This window comes from Streptomyces sp. NBC_00247 (genome assembly GCF_036188265.1).
In the GTDB taxonomy this organism is placed as follows: domain Bacteria; phylum Actinomycetota; class Actinomycetes; order Streptomycetales; family Streptomycetaceae; genus Streptomyces.
Window position 1 is genome coordinate 4,831,341 of record NZ_CP108093.1, and the last position, 15,970, is coordinate 4,847,310.

At 70.2% G+C, this 15,970-nt stretch carries 12 protein-coding genes; 10 read left to right on the forward strand and 2 right to left on the reverse strand.

All coding sequences use genetic code 11. The features are described from left to right. Nucleotides 1–186 precede the first annotated feature (186 nt). The 10 genes from OHT52_RS20835 (at nt 187) to rfbD (ending at nt 13,026) form a co-directional block, all read left to right on the forward strand. A complete protein-coding gene (locus OHT52_RS20835; protein ID WP_328721694.1) occupies nt 187–1,890 on the forward strand; it encodes a glycosyltransferase family A protein in 1,704 nt (567 codons plus the stop codon). Nucleotides 1,891–2,202: 312 nt separating this feature from the next. Then, the gene (gene rplU, locus OHT52_RS20840) at nt 2,203–2,523 is read left to right on the forward strand and encodes a 50S ribosomal protein L21 (protein ID WP_008738952.1); all 321 of its coding nucleotides are present in this window, start codon (nt 2,203–2,205) and stop codon (nt 2,521–2,523) included. An 11-nt stretch (nt 2,524–2,534) separates the two neighbouring features. Next, complete coding sequence (gene rpmA, locus OHT52_RS20845; protein WP_014045902.1) at nt 2,535–2,792, forward strand: 50S ribosomal protein L27; 258 nt, start codon at nt 2,535–2,537, stop codon at nt 2,790–2,792. A 139-nt stretch (nt 2,793–2,931) separates the two neighbouring features. Further along, nucleotides 2,932–4,368, forward strand: coding sequence for a GTPase ObgE (obgE, locus tag OHT52_RS20850; RefSeq protein WP_328721695.1), 1,437 nt, complete (start codon nt 2,932–2,934; stop codon nt 4,366–4,368). 496 nt (nt 4,369–4,864) lie between these two features. Then, nucleotides 4,865–6,364, forward strand: coding sequence for a bifunctional cytidylyltransferase/SDR family oxidoreductase (locus OHT52_RS20855; RefSeq protein ID WP_266704276.1), 1,500 nt, complete (start codon nt 4,865–4,867; stop codon nt 6,362–6,364). Nucleotides 6,365–6,497: 133 nt separating this feature from the next. Next, a complete protein-coding gene (locus OHT52_RS20860) occupies nt 6,498–8,543 on the forward strand; it encodes a hypothetical protein (RefSeq protein ID WP_328721696.1) in 2,046 nt (681 codons plus the stop codon). 146 nt (nt 8,544–8,689) lie between these two features. Beyond that, nucleotides 8,690–9,922: a glycosyltransferase family 2 protein gene (locus tag OHT52_RS20865; RefSeq protein ID WP_328721697.1), complete on the forward strand. Its 1,233-nt coding sequence runs from the start codon at nt 8,690–8,692 to the stop codon at nt 9,920–9,922. Between the two features lie 163 nt (nt 9,923–10,085). Next, complete coding sequence (locus tag OHT52_RS20870) at nt 10,086–11,156, forward strand: glucose-1-phosphate thymidylyltransferase (protein ID WP_328721698.1); 1,071 nt, start codon at nt 10,086–10,088, stop codon at nt 11,154–11,156. Continuing rightward, nucleotides 11,153–12,139 (forward strand): dTDP-glucose 4,6-dehydratase, encoded by a 987-nt coding sequence (gene rfbB / locus OHT52_RS20875; protein ID WP_266704268.1) that lies wholly within the window; start codon nt 11,153–11,155, stop codon nt 12,137–12,139. The genes OHT52_RS20870 and rfbB overlap by 4 nt, the downstream gene beginning before the upstream one ends. A 32-nt stretch (nt 12,140–12,171) precedes the next feature. Further along, nucleotides 12,172–13,026, forward strand: a complete 855-nt coding sequence (rfbD, locus tag OHT52_RS20880) for a dTDP-4-dehydrorhamnose reductase (protein WP_443046806.1) — start codon at nt 12,172–12,174, stop codon at nt 13,024–13,026. Between the two features lie 150 nt (nt 13,027–13,176). Here the strand turns inward: rfbD and rfbC are convergent, their stop codons facing one another. Further along, entirely contained in the window at nt 13,177–13,776 is a 600-nt protein-coding gene (gene rfbC / locus OHT52_RS20885) for a dTDP-4-dehydrorhamnose 3,5-epimerase (protein WP_328723830.1), read from the reverse strand. Nucleotides 13,777–13,866: 90 nt separating this feature from the next. Then, nucleotides 13,867–15,825, reverse strand: a complete 1,959-nt coding sequence (locus OHT52_RS20890) for a glycosyltransferase family 2 protein (RefSeq protein ID WP_443046627.1) — start codon at nt 15,823–15,825, stop codon at nt 13,867–13,869. Nucleotides 15,826–15,970: the final 145 nt, after the last annotated feature.

A 15,970-nucleotide genomic window follows, 5' to 3' on the forward strand; every position in this document is an offset into this window, starting at 1 on the left:
TGACCCCCGTACCACCATCGGTGGGCCGTTCTCCCCGACGCGGGGAAGCGGCCCACCGGTGCGTGGGGGGCGTACGCCTTTCCCGGCGCCGGGAGACGGCGGGAGCACGGTGTGCCCGCCCCCGCCGGGGCGGCACCGATCGCGTTCGGTTTCATGAGGGGGACTCATGTGTGGGGGGACGAGGAAATGCTGAAGGTCAGTGTCGTGGTGCCCGTGTACAACGCGGGGCCGTACATCGAGCGTTGTGCGCCGTCTCTGCTCGGCCAGAGCTTGGGCGAGGACGAGTACGAGATCGTCTACGTGGACGACGGATCGACCGACGGTTCGGCCGAGGTGCTCGACCGGCTCGCCGCCGAGCACCCCCGGATACGGGTGCACCACCAGGAGAACTCGGGCTGGCCGGGCAAGCCGCGCAACGTCGGCATGGCCATGGCGCGCGGCGAGTACATACAACTCGTCGACCAGGACGACCGGCTGGCCCCCGAGGCGCTGGAACGCTTGTACGCCATGGGCAGCCGCAACGGCTCCGACATCGTGCTCGGCAAGATGGCCGGCTCCATGGTCGGGCCCTCGCCCGTCTTCCGCCGCAGCCGCGAACGCTGCACGGTGGAGGACGCGCCGCTGATCGAGACGCTCACGGCGCACCGGATGTTCCGCCGCGCGTTCCTGGAGGAATCCGGACTCCGCTTCCCCGAGGGGTACTGGCGCATGGAGGACCTGCTCTTCATGGTCCGCGCGTACCCCCGGGCCAAGGTCGTCTCGATACTCGCCGACTACCCCTGCTACATCTGGGACCGCAGGGAGGACGGCGGGAACAACAGCGAGGCGGAGTTCGACCTCGCGGGCAACTTCCGCCGGCTGCGCACGATCATCGAGGCGCTGGCCGACGCCACCGAACCCGGAGAGCTCCAGGACCGGCTGCTGCGCCGCCTGTACCGCGTCGAGCTGATGCGGTCGGTCTCCGAGCCCTTCGTCGTCGACGCGGAGGACGAGGAACGCCGGGAAGCCTACGAGCTGACGCGCCCGCTGGCGGTCGAATGCTTCCCGCCCGGGGTGACCGCGGGCATGCCGGCGGTGCAGCGGCTGCGCGCGACCCTTCTGGCGGAGGACCGTCCCGAGGCCCTGCGGGAAGTGGCCCGGCGGGTGCGGGAGGTCAGGCCCCGCATCGAGGTCGGGGCAGCCGGGCAGGACGCCGCCGGGCGGCTGTCGCTGCGCATCCGAGCCACCCTCCAGCACACCGGCGCCGATCCGCTGGCCCTCACCGGCCCGCTGGCCCTCGCCGGGACCGAGGCCGACGGGTACGTGCTCGACCCCGCGTTCACCGAGGGCATCGAGGGGGCCGAGGCAGCCGGGGGCCTGCCCGTCCCCGACCCGCTCTCCTACGCGAACGGCGAGGTGCTCGTCCACGACCTCAGCCGCAACGTCTGGTGGCACGCCGAGGACACCCTCCGTCCGCGGGTCGAGAGCCTGGAGGACGGGCGGAGCCACGTGGTGGTCGAGGGCGGAGCCGTGCTCGACCCGCTGACCCTGGCGGGCGGTGAACCGCTCCGGCCCGGCACGTACGAGGTGTGGCTCGGGGTCCAGGTGCTGGGTGTCGGCCGCCGCCCCCGGCTCACCCCGGCCGACGCCGCCCAGCGGGTGGCGTTCGGCCCGGTTCCGCTGGGGGGCACAGGACGCACCGTGCGCGTGGACTGGTCGGGCAGGGGCGGCCAGCTGAGGCTCGTCGTCACGAAGCCCAAGCCCGCTCCGAAGCCGGTCGCGGTCAAGCCGCCGCCGACCGGGCTGCGCCGGATCTACCGCGGCGCGCTGCGGCGGCTTCCCCCCGGGCCGCGCAAGGCCGTACGCAGGTACGCCGCGGCGGTCCGGCGTCGGCTGCCGGGGCGGCGCTGAGGCGGGGGCTGAGCCGGCGTCCCCGGGCCGTGTCCGGCCGGGGACTCCGGCCGGGGACTCCGGCCGGGGACTCCGGGCGGGGGGCGCCCGGCACGGTCGGGGGGCCCGCGCCGGAGGCGGTTTGACCGGTCGGGCGGTGGCCCCGTAGCCTTGACCCTCGGCGTGTTTTCCTGTGCGCCTACCCCTGAGCACATCCCTCCCGGCGCGGTTCCGCGCCAGGAGAGGCCGCTCATCCTTCCGGATCGTCCCGGGCCCCGGCCCGTGCGAGCGGCTGGCATCAGGGGATCCGTTCCGAGCGAGAGAGAGATCCGCGTGTACGCCATCGTGCGCAGCGGTGGCCGCCAGCACAAGGTTGCTGTCGGTGACATCGTTGAGGTTGACAAGATTTCCACTGCCAAGGTTGGCGACACGGTCGAGCTCTCGACCCTGCTCGTTGTCGACGGCGACGCCGTGACCAGCGACCCGTGGGTCCTGGCCGGCATCAAGGTCCAGGCCGAGATCGTGGACCACCACAAGGGTGCGAAGATCGACATCCTTCGCTACAAGAACAAGACCGGCTACCGCCGTCGCCAGGGTCACCGCCAGCAGTACACGGCGATCAAGGTCACCGGTATCCCCGCGGCTGCGAAGTAAGGGACTGAGACATGGCACACAAGAAGGGCGCATCGTCCACTCGGAACGGGCGCGACTCCAATGCTCAGCGGCTCGGCGTGAAGCGCTTCGGCGGTCAGGCCGTCAACGCCGGTGAGATCCTGGTCCGCCAGCGCGGCACCCACTTCCACCCGGGCACGGGCGTCGGCCGTGGCGGCGACGACACGCTGTTCGCGCTGACCGCCGGTGCGGTGGAGTTCGGTACGCACCGCGGCCGCAAGGTCGTCAACATCGTTCCCGTCGCCGCCTGATCTTCCGGCGAGCACGGTAACGACGCAACACCTTCCGAGGGCGGATCCCAGCTTTCCCGGTCGACGGGGAAGCGGGTCCGCCCTCGGCGTGTTACATCAGAGACACATCCGTAGACAGCAGTACCTGGAGGCACCCACCATGACCACCTTCGTGGACCGCGTCGAGCTCCATGCCGCCGCGGGTAACGGAGGCCACGGCTGTGCCTCCGTCCACCGTGAGAAGTTCAAGCCTCTCGGTGGACCCGACGGCGGCAACGGCGGACGCGGCGGCGACGTGACCCTCGTCGTCGATCAGGCCGTGACCACCCTGCTGGAATACCACCACCACCCCCACCGCAAGGCCACCAGCGGTCAGCCGGGCGCGGGCGACAACCGTTCGGGCAAGGACGGGCAGGACCTGGTCCTGCTCGTGCCGGACGGCACCGTCGTCCTCGACAAGGAAGGCAACGTCCTCGCCGACCTGGTCGGACAGGGCACCACCTTCGTCGCCGGACAGGGCGGCCGCGGCGGCCTCGGCAACGCGGCACTGGCCTCGGCCCGCCGCAAGGCCCCCGGGTTCGCGCTCCTCGGCGAGCCGGGCGAGTCGCGCGACATCGTCCTGGAGCTCAAGACCGTCGCCGACGTGGCGCTGGTCGGCTACCCGAGCGCGGGCAAGTCCTCGCTGATCTCGGTGCTCTCGGCCGCCAAGCCGAAGATCGCGGACTACCCGTTCACCACGCTCGTACCGAACCTCGGTGTCGTCACCGCCGGTGCGAACGTCTACACCATCGCCGACGTCCCCGGCCTCATCCCCGGCGCCAGCCAGGGCCGCGGACTGGGCCTGGAGTTCCTCCGCCACGTCGAGCGGTGCTCGGTGCTCGTGCACGTGCTGGACACGGCGACGCTGGAGTCCGACCGCGACCCCGTCTCGGACCTCGACATCATCGAGGAGGAGCTGCGTCAGTACGGCGGCCTGGAGGACCGGCCCCGCATCGTCGTCCTGAACAAGGTCGACATCCCTGACGGCCAGGACCTCGCCGACATGATCCGGCCGGAGCTGGAGGCCCGCGGCTACCGCGTCTTCGAGGTCTCCGCCCTCGCGCACAAGGGGCTCAACGACCTCTCGTACGCGCTGGCCGGGATCGTCGCCGAGTCGCGTGCCGCCAAGCCGGTGGAGGAGGCGACCCGGGTCGTCATCCGCCCGAAGGCCGTGGACGACACCGGGTTCACCGTGGCCGTCGACGAAGAGGGCATCTACCGGGTGCGCGGCGAGAAGCCCGAACGCTGGGTGCGCCAGACCGACTTCAGCAACGACGAGGCCGTCGGCTACCTCGCGGACCGGCTCAACCGCCTCGGCGTCGAGACGGCCCTGATGAAGGCCGGAGCCCGCGCGGGCGACGGCGTGGCGATCGGCCCCGAGGAGAACGCGGTCGTCTTCGACTGGGAGCCGACGATGATGGCCGGCGCCGAGATGCTCGGCCGCCGCGGCGAGGACCACCGTATGGAGGCCCCCCGCCCGGCCGCGCAGCGCCGACGGGACCGCGACGCCGAGCGCGACGACGCACAGAAGGAATACGACGAGTTCGACCCCTTCTAAAGCACGTGAGGGGCGCCGGGCGCGAAGCCCGGTGCGGGCCTCTCCGCCGGACACCGCAGCGGGACCCACGGGTCCCGCACGGTCGCCGGGGAGGGGCCCTCCGGCGTTTCCGGGGCTGTGGCAGCCGGGGCCCGGCACGGCCGTCGGTGCCCGGCGCGGCCGTCGTGCCCGGCACGGCCGGAGGCGGGTGCCGCCGGCGTCGGAAGGGCCCGGAACCGGTGGGACGCGTCACGCCCGTACGGGTGGGGCGGCGCGGCCCGTGTCGGCCGGTCGGGTGAAACGGTGCGGCCGTCCGCACCGCTCAGGCGGGCCGGGGAACGCTCAACCGTGTGGCGTCGGTCACCCGCCCGGGAGGTGCCTTCGCAGGTAACAGCACTGCTCACAAAGGAACGACGGGTGTCGTCGACACCACCGCCACTCGACGTCCACCTTGCGAGATGGTAACGGAGAGTGCAACCATCGGGGGGTTCCCGAGCCCTCGCAAGGTAGGTCGTCTGTGTCTGTGCAGCACATAGCCCAAGCCCGTACCACCGCAGTCGTGCTCGCCGGAGGTACCGGTCAGCGTGTGGGGCTGTCCATCCCCAAGCAGCTGCTGAAGATCGCAGGCAAGGCTGTCATCGAGCACACCCTGTCGATCTTCCAGCAGTCCGAGTCGATCGACGACATCATCGTGCTGATGGCGCCCGGCTATGTCCCCGACGTCGAGAAGATCGTCGCCAAGGCCGGCCTCACCAAGGTCGTCAAGGTCATCGAGGGCGGGACCACGCGCAACGAGACGACCGAGCGCGCCATCTCCGTGCTCGGCGAGGGCCTGGCGGAGGGCGAGGACCGCAACGTCCTCTTCCACGACGCCGTGCGCCCCCTGCTCTCGCAGCGCGTCATCACGGACTGCGTGGACGCCCTCGGGCGGTACGAGGCGGTGGACGTCGCCATCCCGTCCGCGGACACCATCATCGTGACCCGCACGCACGGCGGCGACGGCGAGTTCATCACCGAGGTCCCCGACCGCTCCCGCCTGCGCCGGGGCCAGACGCCGCAGGCGTTCAAGCTCTCCACCATCCGCCGGGCGTACGAGGTCGCGGCCGGCGACCCGAACTTCCAGGCGACCGACGACTGCTCGGTGGTCCTGAAGTACCTGCCCGACGTGCCGATCTACGTGGTCGCGGGCGACGAGTACAACATGAAGGTGACCCAGCCGGTCGACGTCTTCATCGCGGACAAGCTCTTCCAGCTGGCCTCCACCGCCGTGCCGTCGCCCGCCGACGACGCGGCCTACCGGGACGCGCTGACCGGGAAGACCATGGTCGTCTTCGGCGGCTCCTACGGGATCGGCGCGGACATCGCCGCCCTCGCCGAGTCGTTCGGCGCCAAGGTCTACGCGCTCGGCCGGTCCACCACCGGTACGCACGTGGAGAACCCGGAGCACATCGACGACGCCCTCTCCACGGCCTACGCCGAGACCGGCCGGGTCGACTACGTGGTCAACACCGCCGGGGTGCTGCGGATCGGCAAGCTGGCCGAGACGGACAACGCGACGATCCAGGAAGCCCTGAACGTCAACTACCTCGCGCCGGTCCAGATCGCCCGCGCCTCGCACAAGTACCTCGCCGAGTCCAAGGGCCAGCTGCTCCTCTACACCTCCAGCAGCTACACCCGGGGCCGGGCCGAGTACAGCCTGTACTCCTCCACCAAGGCCGCCATGGTGAACCTCACCCAGGCGCTCTCGGACGAGTGGGCCGGCGACGGGGTGCGCGTGAACTGCGTGAACCCGGAGCGCACCGCGACCCCGATGCGCACGAAGGCCTTCGGCGACGAGCCCTCCGGCTCGCTGCTCTCCTCCGAGGCCGTCGCCCGGACCTCGCTCGACGTGCTGCTCTCCGAAATGACCGGGCACGTCATCGACGTCCGGCAGCAGGACCCGACCCGGGGGGCCTCCGAGGCGTCGGGCTTCGAGCAGGCGCTGGCCGCCGTGCTGGACCGACAGGCCGATGTGTAATACTGCTTGACAATCCACCATTCGGACCCCTGTCGTTCACCTTCGCGTGAACGGCAGGGGTCCGAATTCGTGAAGCTAATTCATCACAATTCCCCCGCAAGGTATAAGTCGGAACCCTCGGGAGCGGTACTTCGTGTTTTCGAAAGCCATTCGCGTGGCGAGAGTGGGCAGTGGTTCTGAGCTCGCCGCCGCAATTCTCCTGGCCCTGGGATTCCCGTGCGTCATGCTCGCGGCGATACTCCCCAACATTTGGTTCTTCGCCGCAGCGGTACTCGTCACATATCTGGCCGACCGGTATTTGCACCACTGCGGCAGTTATCTCGTCAATCGCCTCGCCGCCGTCCGGGCCGGTTTGTCGATTCGTTTCCTCGTGCGTGAGCTGCTGCTGATCCTTCTCATGTCACGCATGGGATACGGCGAGGGCGCGTTCTTCTACACGACGATCGCCTGCCTCCTGGCGTTCTACGGGCTCCAGGCGCCGCAGAGCGCGATGGTGACCCTCGTCCGGCTCCGCCGCAAGCTGCCGGTGGTCACCCGGAACATCGACCTCGGCCCCGTCGGGATAGGGGACGCCCCGCCGCGGCTCCTGATGAACCGCCCGGCCGAGAAGATGCTCCACTTCGACGTGTTCGCCATGGTGGGCGTGCTGGTCGCGCTCAAGAGCGGCACCGACGCGTTCGCCTACGCGGGCCTCGGGGTGACGCTCTTCCTCGCGGTCGTCTACATCCTCGCCCTGCTGCCGTACGTCCGGCCCAGCCGCCTCGTGCCGCCGGAGGCCAAGGTCCTGGCGGCCGTCGACACGTGGCTGCGGAAGTACGAGCCGACCGTCATCCTCTACTTCTCCGGTTCCAAGGACTCGGCCTACCAGGTCAACATGTGGCTGGAGACCATGGGGAAGCTGGACGGCCGCCCGATGGTCGTGCTGCGCGAGCGGGCCATCGTCCCGCAGCTCGCGGGCACCTCCGTCCCGGTCCTCTGCGTCCCGGGCGGCGTGCACCTGATGAACCTGGACCTCTCGACGGTGCGGGTCGCGCTCTACGCGGCCAACGTCGGCAAGAACATCCACATGCTGCGCGTACCGACCATGAAGCACGTCTTCATCGGGCATGGCGACAGCGACAAGCTGGCCAGCGTCAACCCGTACAGCAAGGCGTACGACGAGGTCTGGACGGCGGGCCGGGCGGGCCGCGACCGTTACGCGCTGGCCGACGTCGGCGTCCGCGACGACGACATCGTGGAGGTGGGACGGCCGCAGCTGGCCACCATCACCACCTGGAGCGGTACGCCGAAGAACGCCGTTCCGACCGTGCTGTACGCCCCCACCTGGGAGGGCTGGGACGACAACCCGGGCAACACCTCGCTGCTGCTCGCCGGTGAGAACATCGTGCGCAGGCTGCTGGAGTCCGAGAAGCCCGTCCGGGTGCTCTACAAGCCGCACCCGTTCACCGGCACCCGCAGCCGCAAGGCCGCCGCCGCCCATCTGCGGATCACCGCGATGATCGAGGACGCGGCGGCGCGCCGTGCCACCGACGCGCGCTGGGCCGAGGAGAGCGCGGCGCTCCGGGGCGAGCAGGCCGAGGCCGTGGCCGAGCTGGCCCGTATCGAGGCACGGCTCGCCGAGCTGGCCGGCGGCACGGGCGAGACGGCCCGCGACGAGGCCGAGCTCTCGCGCAACTCGCTGGCCGACCCGGCACGCGAGGCCGAGACCGCGAAGCTGCGGGACGACTGGAACACCGCCTACTGGCGCTCCCGGGGCTGGTGGCAGCACCAGGTGATCTCCGGGTCGACCATGCGTCTGTACGACTGCTTCAACGAGTCGGACGCGATGGTGTCGGACATCTCCAGCGTGGTCTCCGACTTCATCGCCAGCGGTAAGCCGTACGCGGTGACCGACTCGGCCGAGCTGGGCGAGGAGGAGTTCAAGCGCCAGAACACGGCCGTCCGGGCCGCGGTGATCCTCTCCAACGACGCGAGCGAGCTGGACCGGCTGCTCGCGGCCGTGTCCGACCCGGCCGCGGACGACCTGGCCGAGGGCCGGCGGGAGCTGAAGGAGTACCTCCTCGGCCCCGACGAGCCGTCCTCGCTCGTCCGGTTCGACCGCGCCGTCCAGGCGCTGGCCGCCCGCGCGGAGGCGCGCAATCTCGGTGCCGCTCATCTCGGTGAGCCCGTGGGTGGTTGAATTTCGCTATAGATGATCGAAAAGTAGCTGTCAATGGCCCGTTCTGACCCGGCAAGGGGTCAGAACGGGCCATTGTGACGTACCTCACTTTTCGCACTTGTGGGAGGCGCACAACTAATTCTGTGTGTTCGCTGTCATGTGTATTCGTGAACGACATTCGAATTCCAGACGTCAGCGTGATCATCGGCGCCTATGAAGCGATGCCTTACCTCGTCCGCTGCCTCCAGTCCTTAGACGCGCAGACCCTTCCCGCGAACCGCTTCGAAATCATCGCGGTCGACGACGGGTCGACGGATGGCACCGGTGCTTACCTGGACGAGTTCGCCGCACGCACCGACGTCCCCACCACCGTGATCCACCAGGCCAACTCCGGAGGCCCGAGCGGTCCGCGCAACGTGGGCCTCGCCAAGGCGCGCGGCCGGTTCGTCTTCTTCCTCGACGCCGACGACTTCCTCGGCTTCGAGGCGCTGGAGCGCATGGTCGCCCTCGCCGACAGGGCCGGCACCGACGTGGTGCTCGGCAAGATGGTGGGGGTCAACCGCGGCGCAGCGGGGTCGATGTGGAAGCGCCGGGACGAAGAGCGCGTCGATCTCTACTCCTCCCGCGTGATCTTCACCCTCAGCGCACAGAAACTCTTCCGCCGTGAGTTGCTCGTCCGTCATCGGATCACCTTCGACGAGTCGATGAGCACCGGCGAGGACGCCCTCTTCACCATGGCGGCGTACCTCCTGGGCGCCGGCGTCTCCGTCGTCTCCGAGTACGTCTGCTACTACCTGGTGGGCCGCGACGACGGCCTCCACGTCACCCGCAGCGGCGGCTACGAGCCCCGGTTCGAGGCGCTGACGGCGCTGGTCGAGCTCATCGCGTCGCTGGTGCCCGAGGGCCCGAAGCGGGACTACCTGATGGCGCGTCCGTTCACCGTGGGGCTGATCCAGCAGTTCGGCCCGGGCGTGGTCGACGAGAGCGAGACGGTCCGCGCCCACAAGCTGGAGCTGGCTGCCCCGATCACCAAGTACTGGACCCCGGGCGTGGCGAAGCTGATCAAGGTGAACGAGCGCCTCCGGCTGGAATGCGTCGCCCGCGGCCGACTGGACCTGCTGGCCGAGATACACCGCTACATCGCCGCCCGGCACACGCCGAAGGTCGTCCGGGCCGCTCGGGGGAACACCGTCTACCTCGCGTACCCGCACTTCCGGAAGCCCGGTGCGGGCCTGCCCGACGAGGTGTTCGAGATGACGGTGCCGGAGTGGTCCGTGAGCAAGCGGCTGCAGGCACCCGCGAGGCCGAAGCCGGGGCAGGGCGGCACCGCGCCCACACTGGCGCGCCGGGTGGTACGCCGGGTTCGTCGCGACATGCGGCGGTGGAAGTCCTCCGTGTGACACCACGGAGCGCGGGCGGACGGCCGGCCCGCGGCGGAGGCGGAGTTACTCCCCGGGAAACCTCACGGGAACTCGAAGTAATATCCCATGGAATGAAAGCGGCCTCGGGAACGCCTGCCATCCGGCTTCCGGCCACCGACCACGCAGCTTGGGGACAGCACACGTGAAGGCACTCGTACTTTCCGGTGGGGCGGGCACCCGCCTGCGCCCGATCACCCACACGTCCGCGAAGCAATTGGTGCCGGTCGCCAACAAGCCGGTGCTCTTCTACGGACTCGAAGCGATCGCCGACGCCGGCATCACCGAGGTCGGCATCATCGTGGGCGACACCGCCGCGGAGATCCGCGAAGCGGTCGGCGACGGTTCCGCGCTCGGCATCAAGGTCACCTACATCCCGCAGGACGCCCCCCTCGGCCTGGCGCACGCGGTGCTCATCGCGCGCGACTTCCTCGCCGACGACGACTTCGTGATGTACCTCGGCGACAACTTCATCGTCGGCGGCATCACCGGCCTGGTCGAGGGCTTCCGCGGGGACCGCCCCGACGCGCAGATCCTCCTGACCCGGGTCCCCAACCCGACCTCCTTCGGCGTCGCCGAACTGGACGCCGGGGGACGCGTCGTCGCGCTGGAGGAGAAGCCGAAGGAGCCCAAGAGCGACCTCGCCCTCGTCGGCGTCTACCTCTTCACTCCGGCGATCCACGAGGCCGTCCGCTCGATCGAACCGTCCTGGCGCGGCGAGCTGGAGATCACCCACGCCATCCAGTGGTTGATCGACCAGCAGCGCAACGTCCGCTCCACCACCATCTCCGGCTACTGGAAGGACACCGGCAACGTCACCGACATGCTGGAGGTCAACCGGTCCGTCCTGGAGACCGTCGAACCGGCCACGGACGGCGCGGAGGTGGACGAGCACAGCGAGATCATCGGCCGCGTGCGGATCGAGCCCGGCGCGAAGGTCACCGGCAGCCGCATCGTCGGCCCCGCGATCATCGGCGCCGGCTCGGTCATCAGTGACGCGTACGTCGGTCCCTTCACCTCGGTCTCCGAGGGCTGCCGGATCGAGGACAGCGAGATCGAGTACTCCATCGTGCTCCGGGGAGCCTCCATCACCGGCGTCCGCCGCGTGGAGGCGTCGCTCATCGGCCGCGACGTCGAGGTCACCCCGGCGCCCCGCAACCCGTCCGCCCACCGACTCGTCCTCGGCGACCACAGCAAGGTGCAGATCTCCTCATGACGACCAACATCCTGGTGACCGGCGGAGCCGGCTTCATCGGCTCGCACTACGTCCGTACCGTCCTCGGCCCCCAGGGTCCCGGCGACATCACCGTCACGGTGCTGGACAAGCTCACCTACGCGGGCAACCCCGCCAACCTCGACGAGGTCCGCGACCACCCGGGCTTCTCCTTCGTCCAGGGCGACATCTGCGACGCCGAACTCGTCGGCAAGCTCATGGCCGACCACGACCAGGTGGTGCACTTCGCCGCCGAGTCGCACGTGGACCGCTCCATCGACGGGGGCGCCGAGTTCGTCCGTACGAACGTCGTGGGCACCCACACCCTGATCCACGCCGCGCACCTGGCCGGGATCAAGACCTTCGTGCACATCTCCACCGACGAGGTCTACGGCTCGATCGACGAGGGCTCCTGGCCCGAGACGCACCCGCTGGAGCCCAACTCGCCGTACTCCTCGGCGAAGGCGTCCAGCGACCTCATCGCGCTCTCGTACCACCGCACCCACGGCCTCGACGTGCGGGTGACCCGCTGCTCCAACAACTACGGGCACCACCACTTCCCCGAGAAGGTCATCCCGCTCTTCGTCACCAACCTGCTCGACGGCAAGACCGTCCCGCTCTACGGCGACGGCGCCAACGTCCGCGACTGGCTGCACATCGACGACCACGTCCAGGGCATCGAGCTGGTCCGCACGAAGGGCCGCGCCGGCGAGGTCTACAACATCGGCGGCGGCACCGAGCTCTCCAACAAGGAGCTCACCGGCCTGCTGCTGGAAGCCTGCGGCGCCGACTGGGAGACCAGCGTCACCTACGTCGAGGACCGCAAGGGCCACGACCGCCGCTACTCCGTGGACTGCACCAAGATCCGCGAGGAGCTCGGCTACGTCCCGCGCAAGGACTTCAAGCAGGGCCTCGCCGAGACCGTGCAGTGGTACCGCGACAACCGCGCCTGGTGGGAGCCGCTGAAGGACCGGGCCGCCCTGTGAGCCCCGTCTGGCTGGTGACCGGAGCCGGCGGCATGCTCGGCCGCGACGTGCTGGCGAGGCTGGCCGCCGAAGGCACCGACGCCGTCGTCGTCGCCGCCGACCGTGCGACGCTCGACATCGCCGACCCGGCCGCCGTGGCCGCCGCGTTCGCCGAGCACCGCCCGGCCGTCGTCGTCAACTGCGCCGCCTGGACGGCCGTGGACGACGCGGAGAGCCAGGAAGAGGCCGCGCTGCGGGTCAACGGCACGGGCCCGCAGGTCCTCGCCGAGGCGTGCCGCGAGAACGGCGCCGTCCTGCTCCAGGTCTCCACGGACTACGTCTTCGCCGGCGACGCCGACAAGCCGTACGCCGAGGAGGCCCCCACCGCCCCGCGCAGCGCCTACGGGCGGACCAAGCTCGCCGGAGAGCGCGCGGTGCTGGAGACCCTCCCGGAGACCGGCTACGTGGTCCGTACGGCCTGGCTGTACGGAGCGGGCGGCGGCAACTTCGTCCGCACGATGATCAAGCTGGAGGGCATCAAGGACACCCTGGACGTCGTCGACGACCAGCGGGGCCAGCCGACCTGGACCGTCGACCTGGCGGACCGCCTGGTCGCCCTCGGCCGCGCCGCCCTCGCGGGCGACGCCCCGGCCGGCGTCTACCACGGCACCAGCGGTGGCGAGACGACCTGGTTCGGCTTCACCCGGGAGATCTTCCGGCTGCTGGGCGCGGACCCCGAGCGGGTCCGTCCCACCACCAGCGAGGCCTTCGTGCGGCCCGCCCCCCGCCCGGCGTACAGCGTGCTCGGCCACGACCGCTGGTCCGCCGCCGGGATCACGCCGGTCCGCGACTGGCACGAGGCGCTGGCGGAGGCGTTCGACGCCCTCGTGGCCGCCGAGCGCGGCTGACGCCCGAACCCCCGTCACCACGGCCGGACCCCCGCCCACCAGGGCCGGGGGCCCGGCCGTCGGCGTTCCGGCCCGCGGCGGCGGGGAGAACGCGGAACGCCCGGCCGGTGTTCCCCGGCCGGGCGCTCTCGTGCGGGTGCCGTCGCCGGGTCAGCCCCGGGCGCGCAGCTGCGCGTAGTAGGCCTGGCAGTCCTCGAAGGAGGGCAGCAGCCCCTGCGCCTCGGCCTCGGCCAGCGTCGGGGCGGCGGCGTCCTTGTCCGAGAGCAGCGGGGTGATGCCCTCGGGCCACTCGATGCCCAGCTCCGGGTCGAGCGGGTTGATCCCGTGCTCGCGGCCCGGGGAGTACCCCTCGGAGCAGAGGTACACGACCGTGGCGTCGTCGGTCAGCGCTATGAAGGCGTGGCCGAGGCCCTCGGAGAGGTAGACCGCGTGGTGGTCCACGTCGTCGAGCCGGACGGCCTCCCACTGCTTGTACGTGGGGGAGCCGACGCGGATGTCCACGATCACGTCCAGCACCGCGCCGCGCACGCACTTGACGTACTTCGCCTGGCTCGGCGGGACGTCGGCGAAGTGGACGCCGCGCAGGGTGCCCCGGCTCGACACCGAGCAGTTGGCCTGGGCGAGCCGGAGCCCGTGGCCGGCCGCATCGGTGAAGTCGGCGGCCTGGAACCACTCGTGGAAGCTTCCCCGGCTGTCGGGGAAGACCTTGGGCTCCTGGACCCAGGCTCCGGCGATGTCGAGCTGCCGCATCTGATTCACGTTCCTGTTCTTGTCGCTTCTCGGGTACTTCGCGTGCTCGGGTCCGGCCGTGGGACGGTGAGGTCCTGGACGGACCGGGTGTCAGCCGCCGAGGCCGCCCGCGAGCCCGCGGGCCTTCTTGCGGGCCTTGGCGGGCAGCCGGCGGACGATCGGGCCGCCCACACTCCGCAGGGCGCTGCGCACGGTCGCCTTGCGGCGGGCCGAGGCCATCGCGCTCAGCATGGCGGAGCTGACCTCGGACAGGTCCGACACGAGGACGATCTTCCCGCCCCGTTCGATCCGCACGTCGGCGAGCGGCAGGGCGGCGTTCTTGGCGCCGTCGAGACGGATCGAGAGCTTCCATTCGCCCGGCGGCACGTCGGCGGCCTTGGCGGGCAGCTCCACGTGGGCGCGGCCCTGGACCGGGCGGAGCGTCGTCGGGAGGACCCGGTCGGTGCCGCCGGCGGAGGTCAGCACCAGCTCGGCCTTGGAGGGCGCCGTGGAGGTCGTGGTGACGATGTCCAGGCGCAGTTCCGTCCTGCTGCCGGGGGTGCGCAGGACCGGGCGGCCCTCCAGGTACTCGGCCAGCCTCTTGGCGCGCCGGGCCACGTCCAGCGTGAGGTTGCCGTGCGGGTCCGTGAAGTACGGGATGACGGCGCGGGCGGGCGAGCCCAGCGAGGCCGGCAGGCAGGCCGCGTCGACCGCGGGGTCGCGGTCGGCGCCGAGCCGGGCCTTGCGGACCACGCCGAGGCCGCGCAGCGGCACCCAGATGTCCCAGAACCCGCGCGAGACGCGCCCGCGGCTCTTGACGCCCTCCGAGGTCACGTGACCGTGGCCGGTCAGCACGACCTCGAAGACGCCGGAGGAGATCTCCTTGACCTCCGAGGTGAACTTCGCGGGGCAGGGCCACTCGACGGCGGTCTCACGGTTGCGCAGCGAGATCTCCGCCATGTAGCCGTCGAGGTCGTCCTCGACGTCCAGCAGCTCGCCGGCCGGCAGCAGGTCCGCCGTGAGGTCGGGGTGCAGGTGCAGGCGGCCGTCGCGGCGCACCAGCGTCACGGGCTTCTGGTCGTCGCCGTGCACGAGCCGGCCGGTGATGTCGAGCCTGGCACGGCCGTCCGGCTGCCACTCGAACTTCTCCAGGCGGGCCGTCGCCTTGATGGAGGCGGCGAGCGAGGCGATGCGCAGGAGTCCCTGGCGGTCGTCGTTGCGCAGCAGCGTGGAGCGCAGCCGCTGGATCGGGCCGAGTCCGTCGTGCACGCCGTCGTGCATGAAGTCACGTGCCAGGGGCTGGACGGCGTCGATCATCTCGTCGCGGTACTCCGGCGTGTACTTCTGCACGGCGGGTTCACTGAGTCGCGACAACATCTCCACACGGTAGAACCGGCGCAGCAGCAGGTCGCGGAATTCGCCCGGCTCGGTGTTCTCCATGACGACGTCGAGAACCTCGCGGAGATTCCCGTAGTAGCCCGAAGGGACGATCTTCGCGGAGCCGGCGTTCTGGCCGTCGTCACGCCGCGAGTAGTAGTAGCAGGTGTAGTTTCCAAGGATGGAAACGACCTTCGCCGGGAAGTACGCCTGCATCATGTAGAGCTGGTCTTCCAGGCGGCGTTTGCCCTCGGGATAGGCGATCCCGTTCTCGCGGAGGAACTCCGTCCGGAACATCTTGTGCGGGGTCAGGCTGTCGTAGAGCGGTGCGTCACGCAGGGTGCACTTCTCCCGGTTGACCTTGAAGACTCCGTGCGGAACGCCGCGGAAGTTGCTCGCCACCTTGCCGATGACGATGTCGGAGCCGTTGCGGTGGCCCATGTTGTAGAGACGCAGCAGGGCCTCGGACGCCAAGTAGTCGTCCTGGTCGAGAAACTGGACGTATTCGCCCTTGGCCTCCGCCACGCCGATATTGCGAGGCTTGCCCGGCCACCCGGAATTGGGGATGGTGATCACACGGAAGTGCGGGTGCTCGGTCGCAAGCTTTTCGAGACGCTCACGTGTGTCGTCGGTCGAGCCGTCATTGACGAACAGCACTTCGAATTCGCTCGCGGGCAGGGTCTGACGCAGCAACGAGTCGATTGCGGGATCAATGTACTTCCCCGGGTTGTACACAGGAATGATGACGCTGACTTTGACTGACACAACTGTGTCCCATCTCTCGTGGGAACCCTGAACGCGAAGGCGGTGTCGGGATCGGAGACCGATTGAGGGCGAG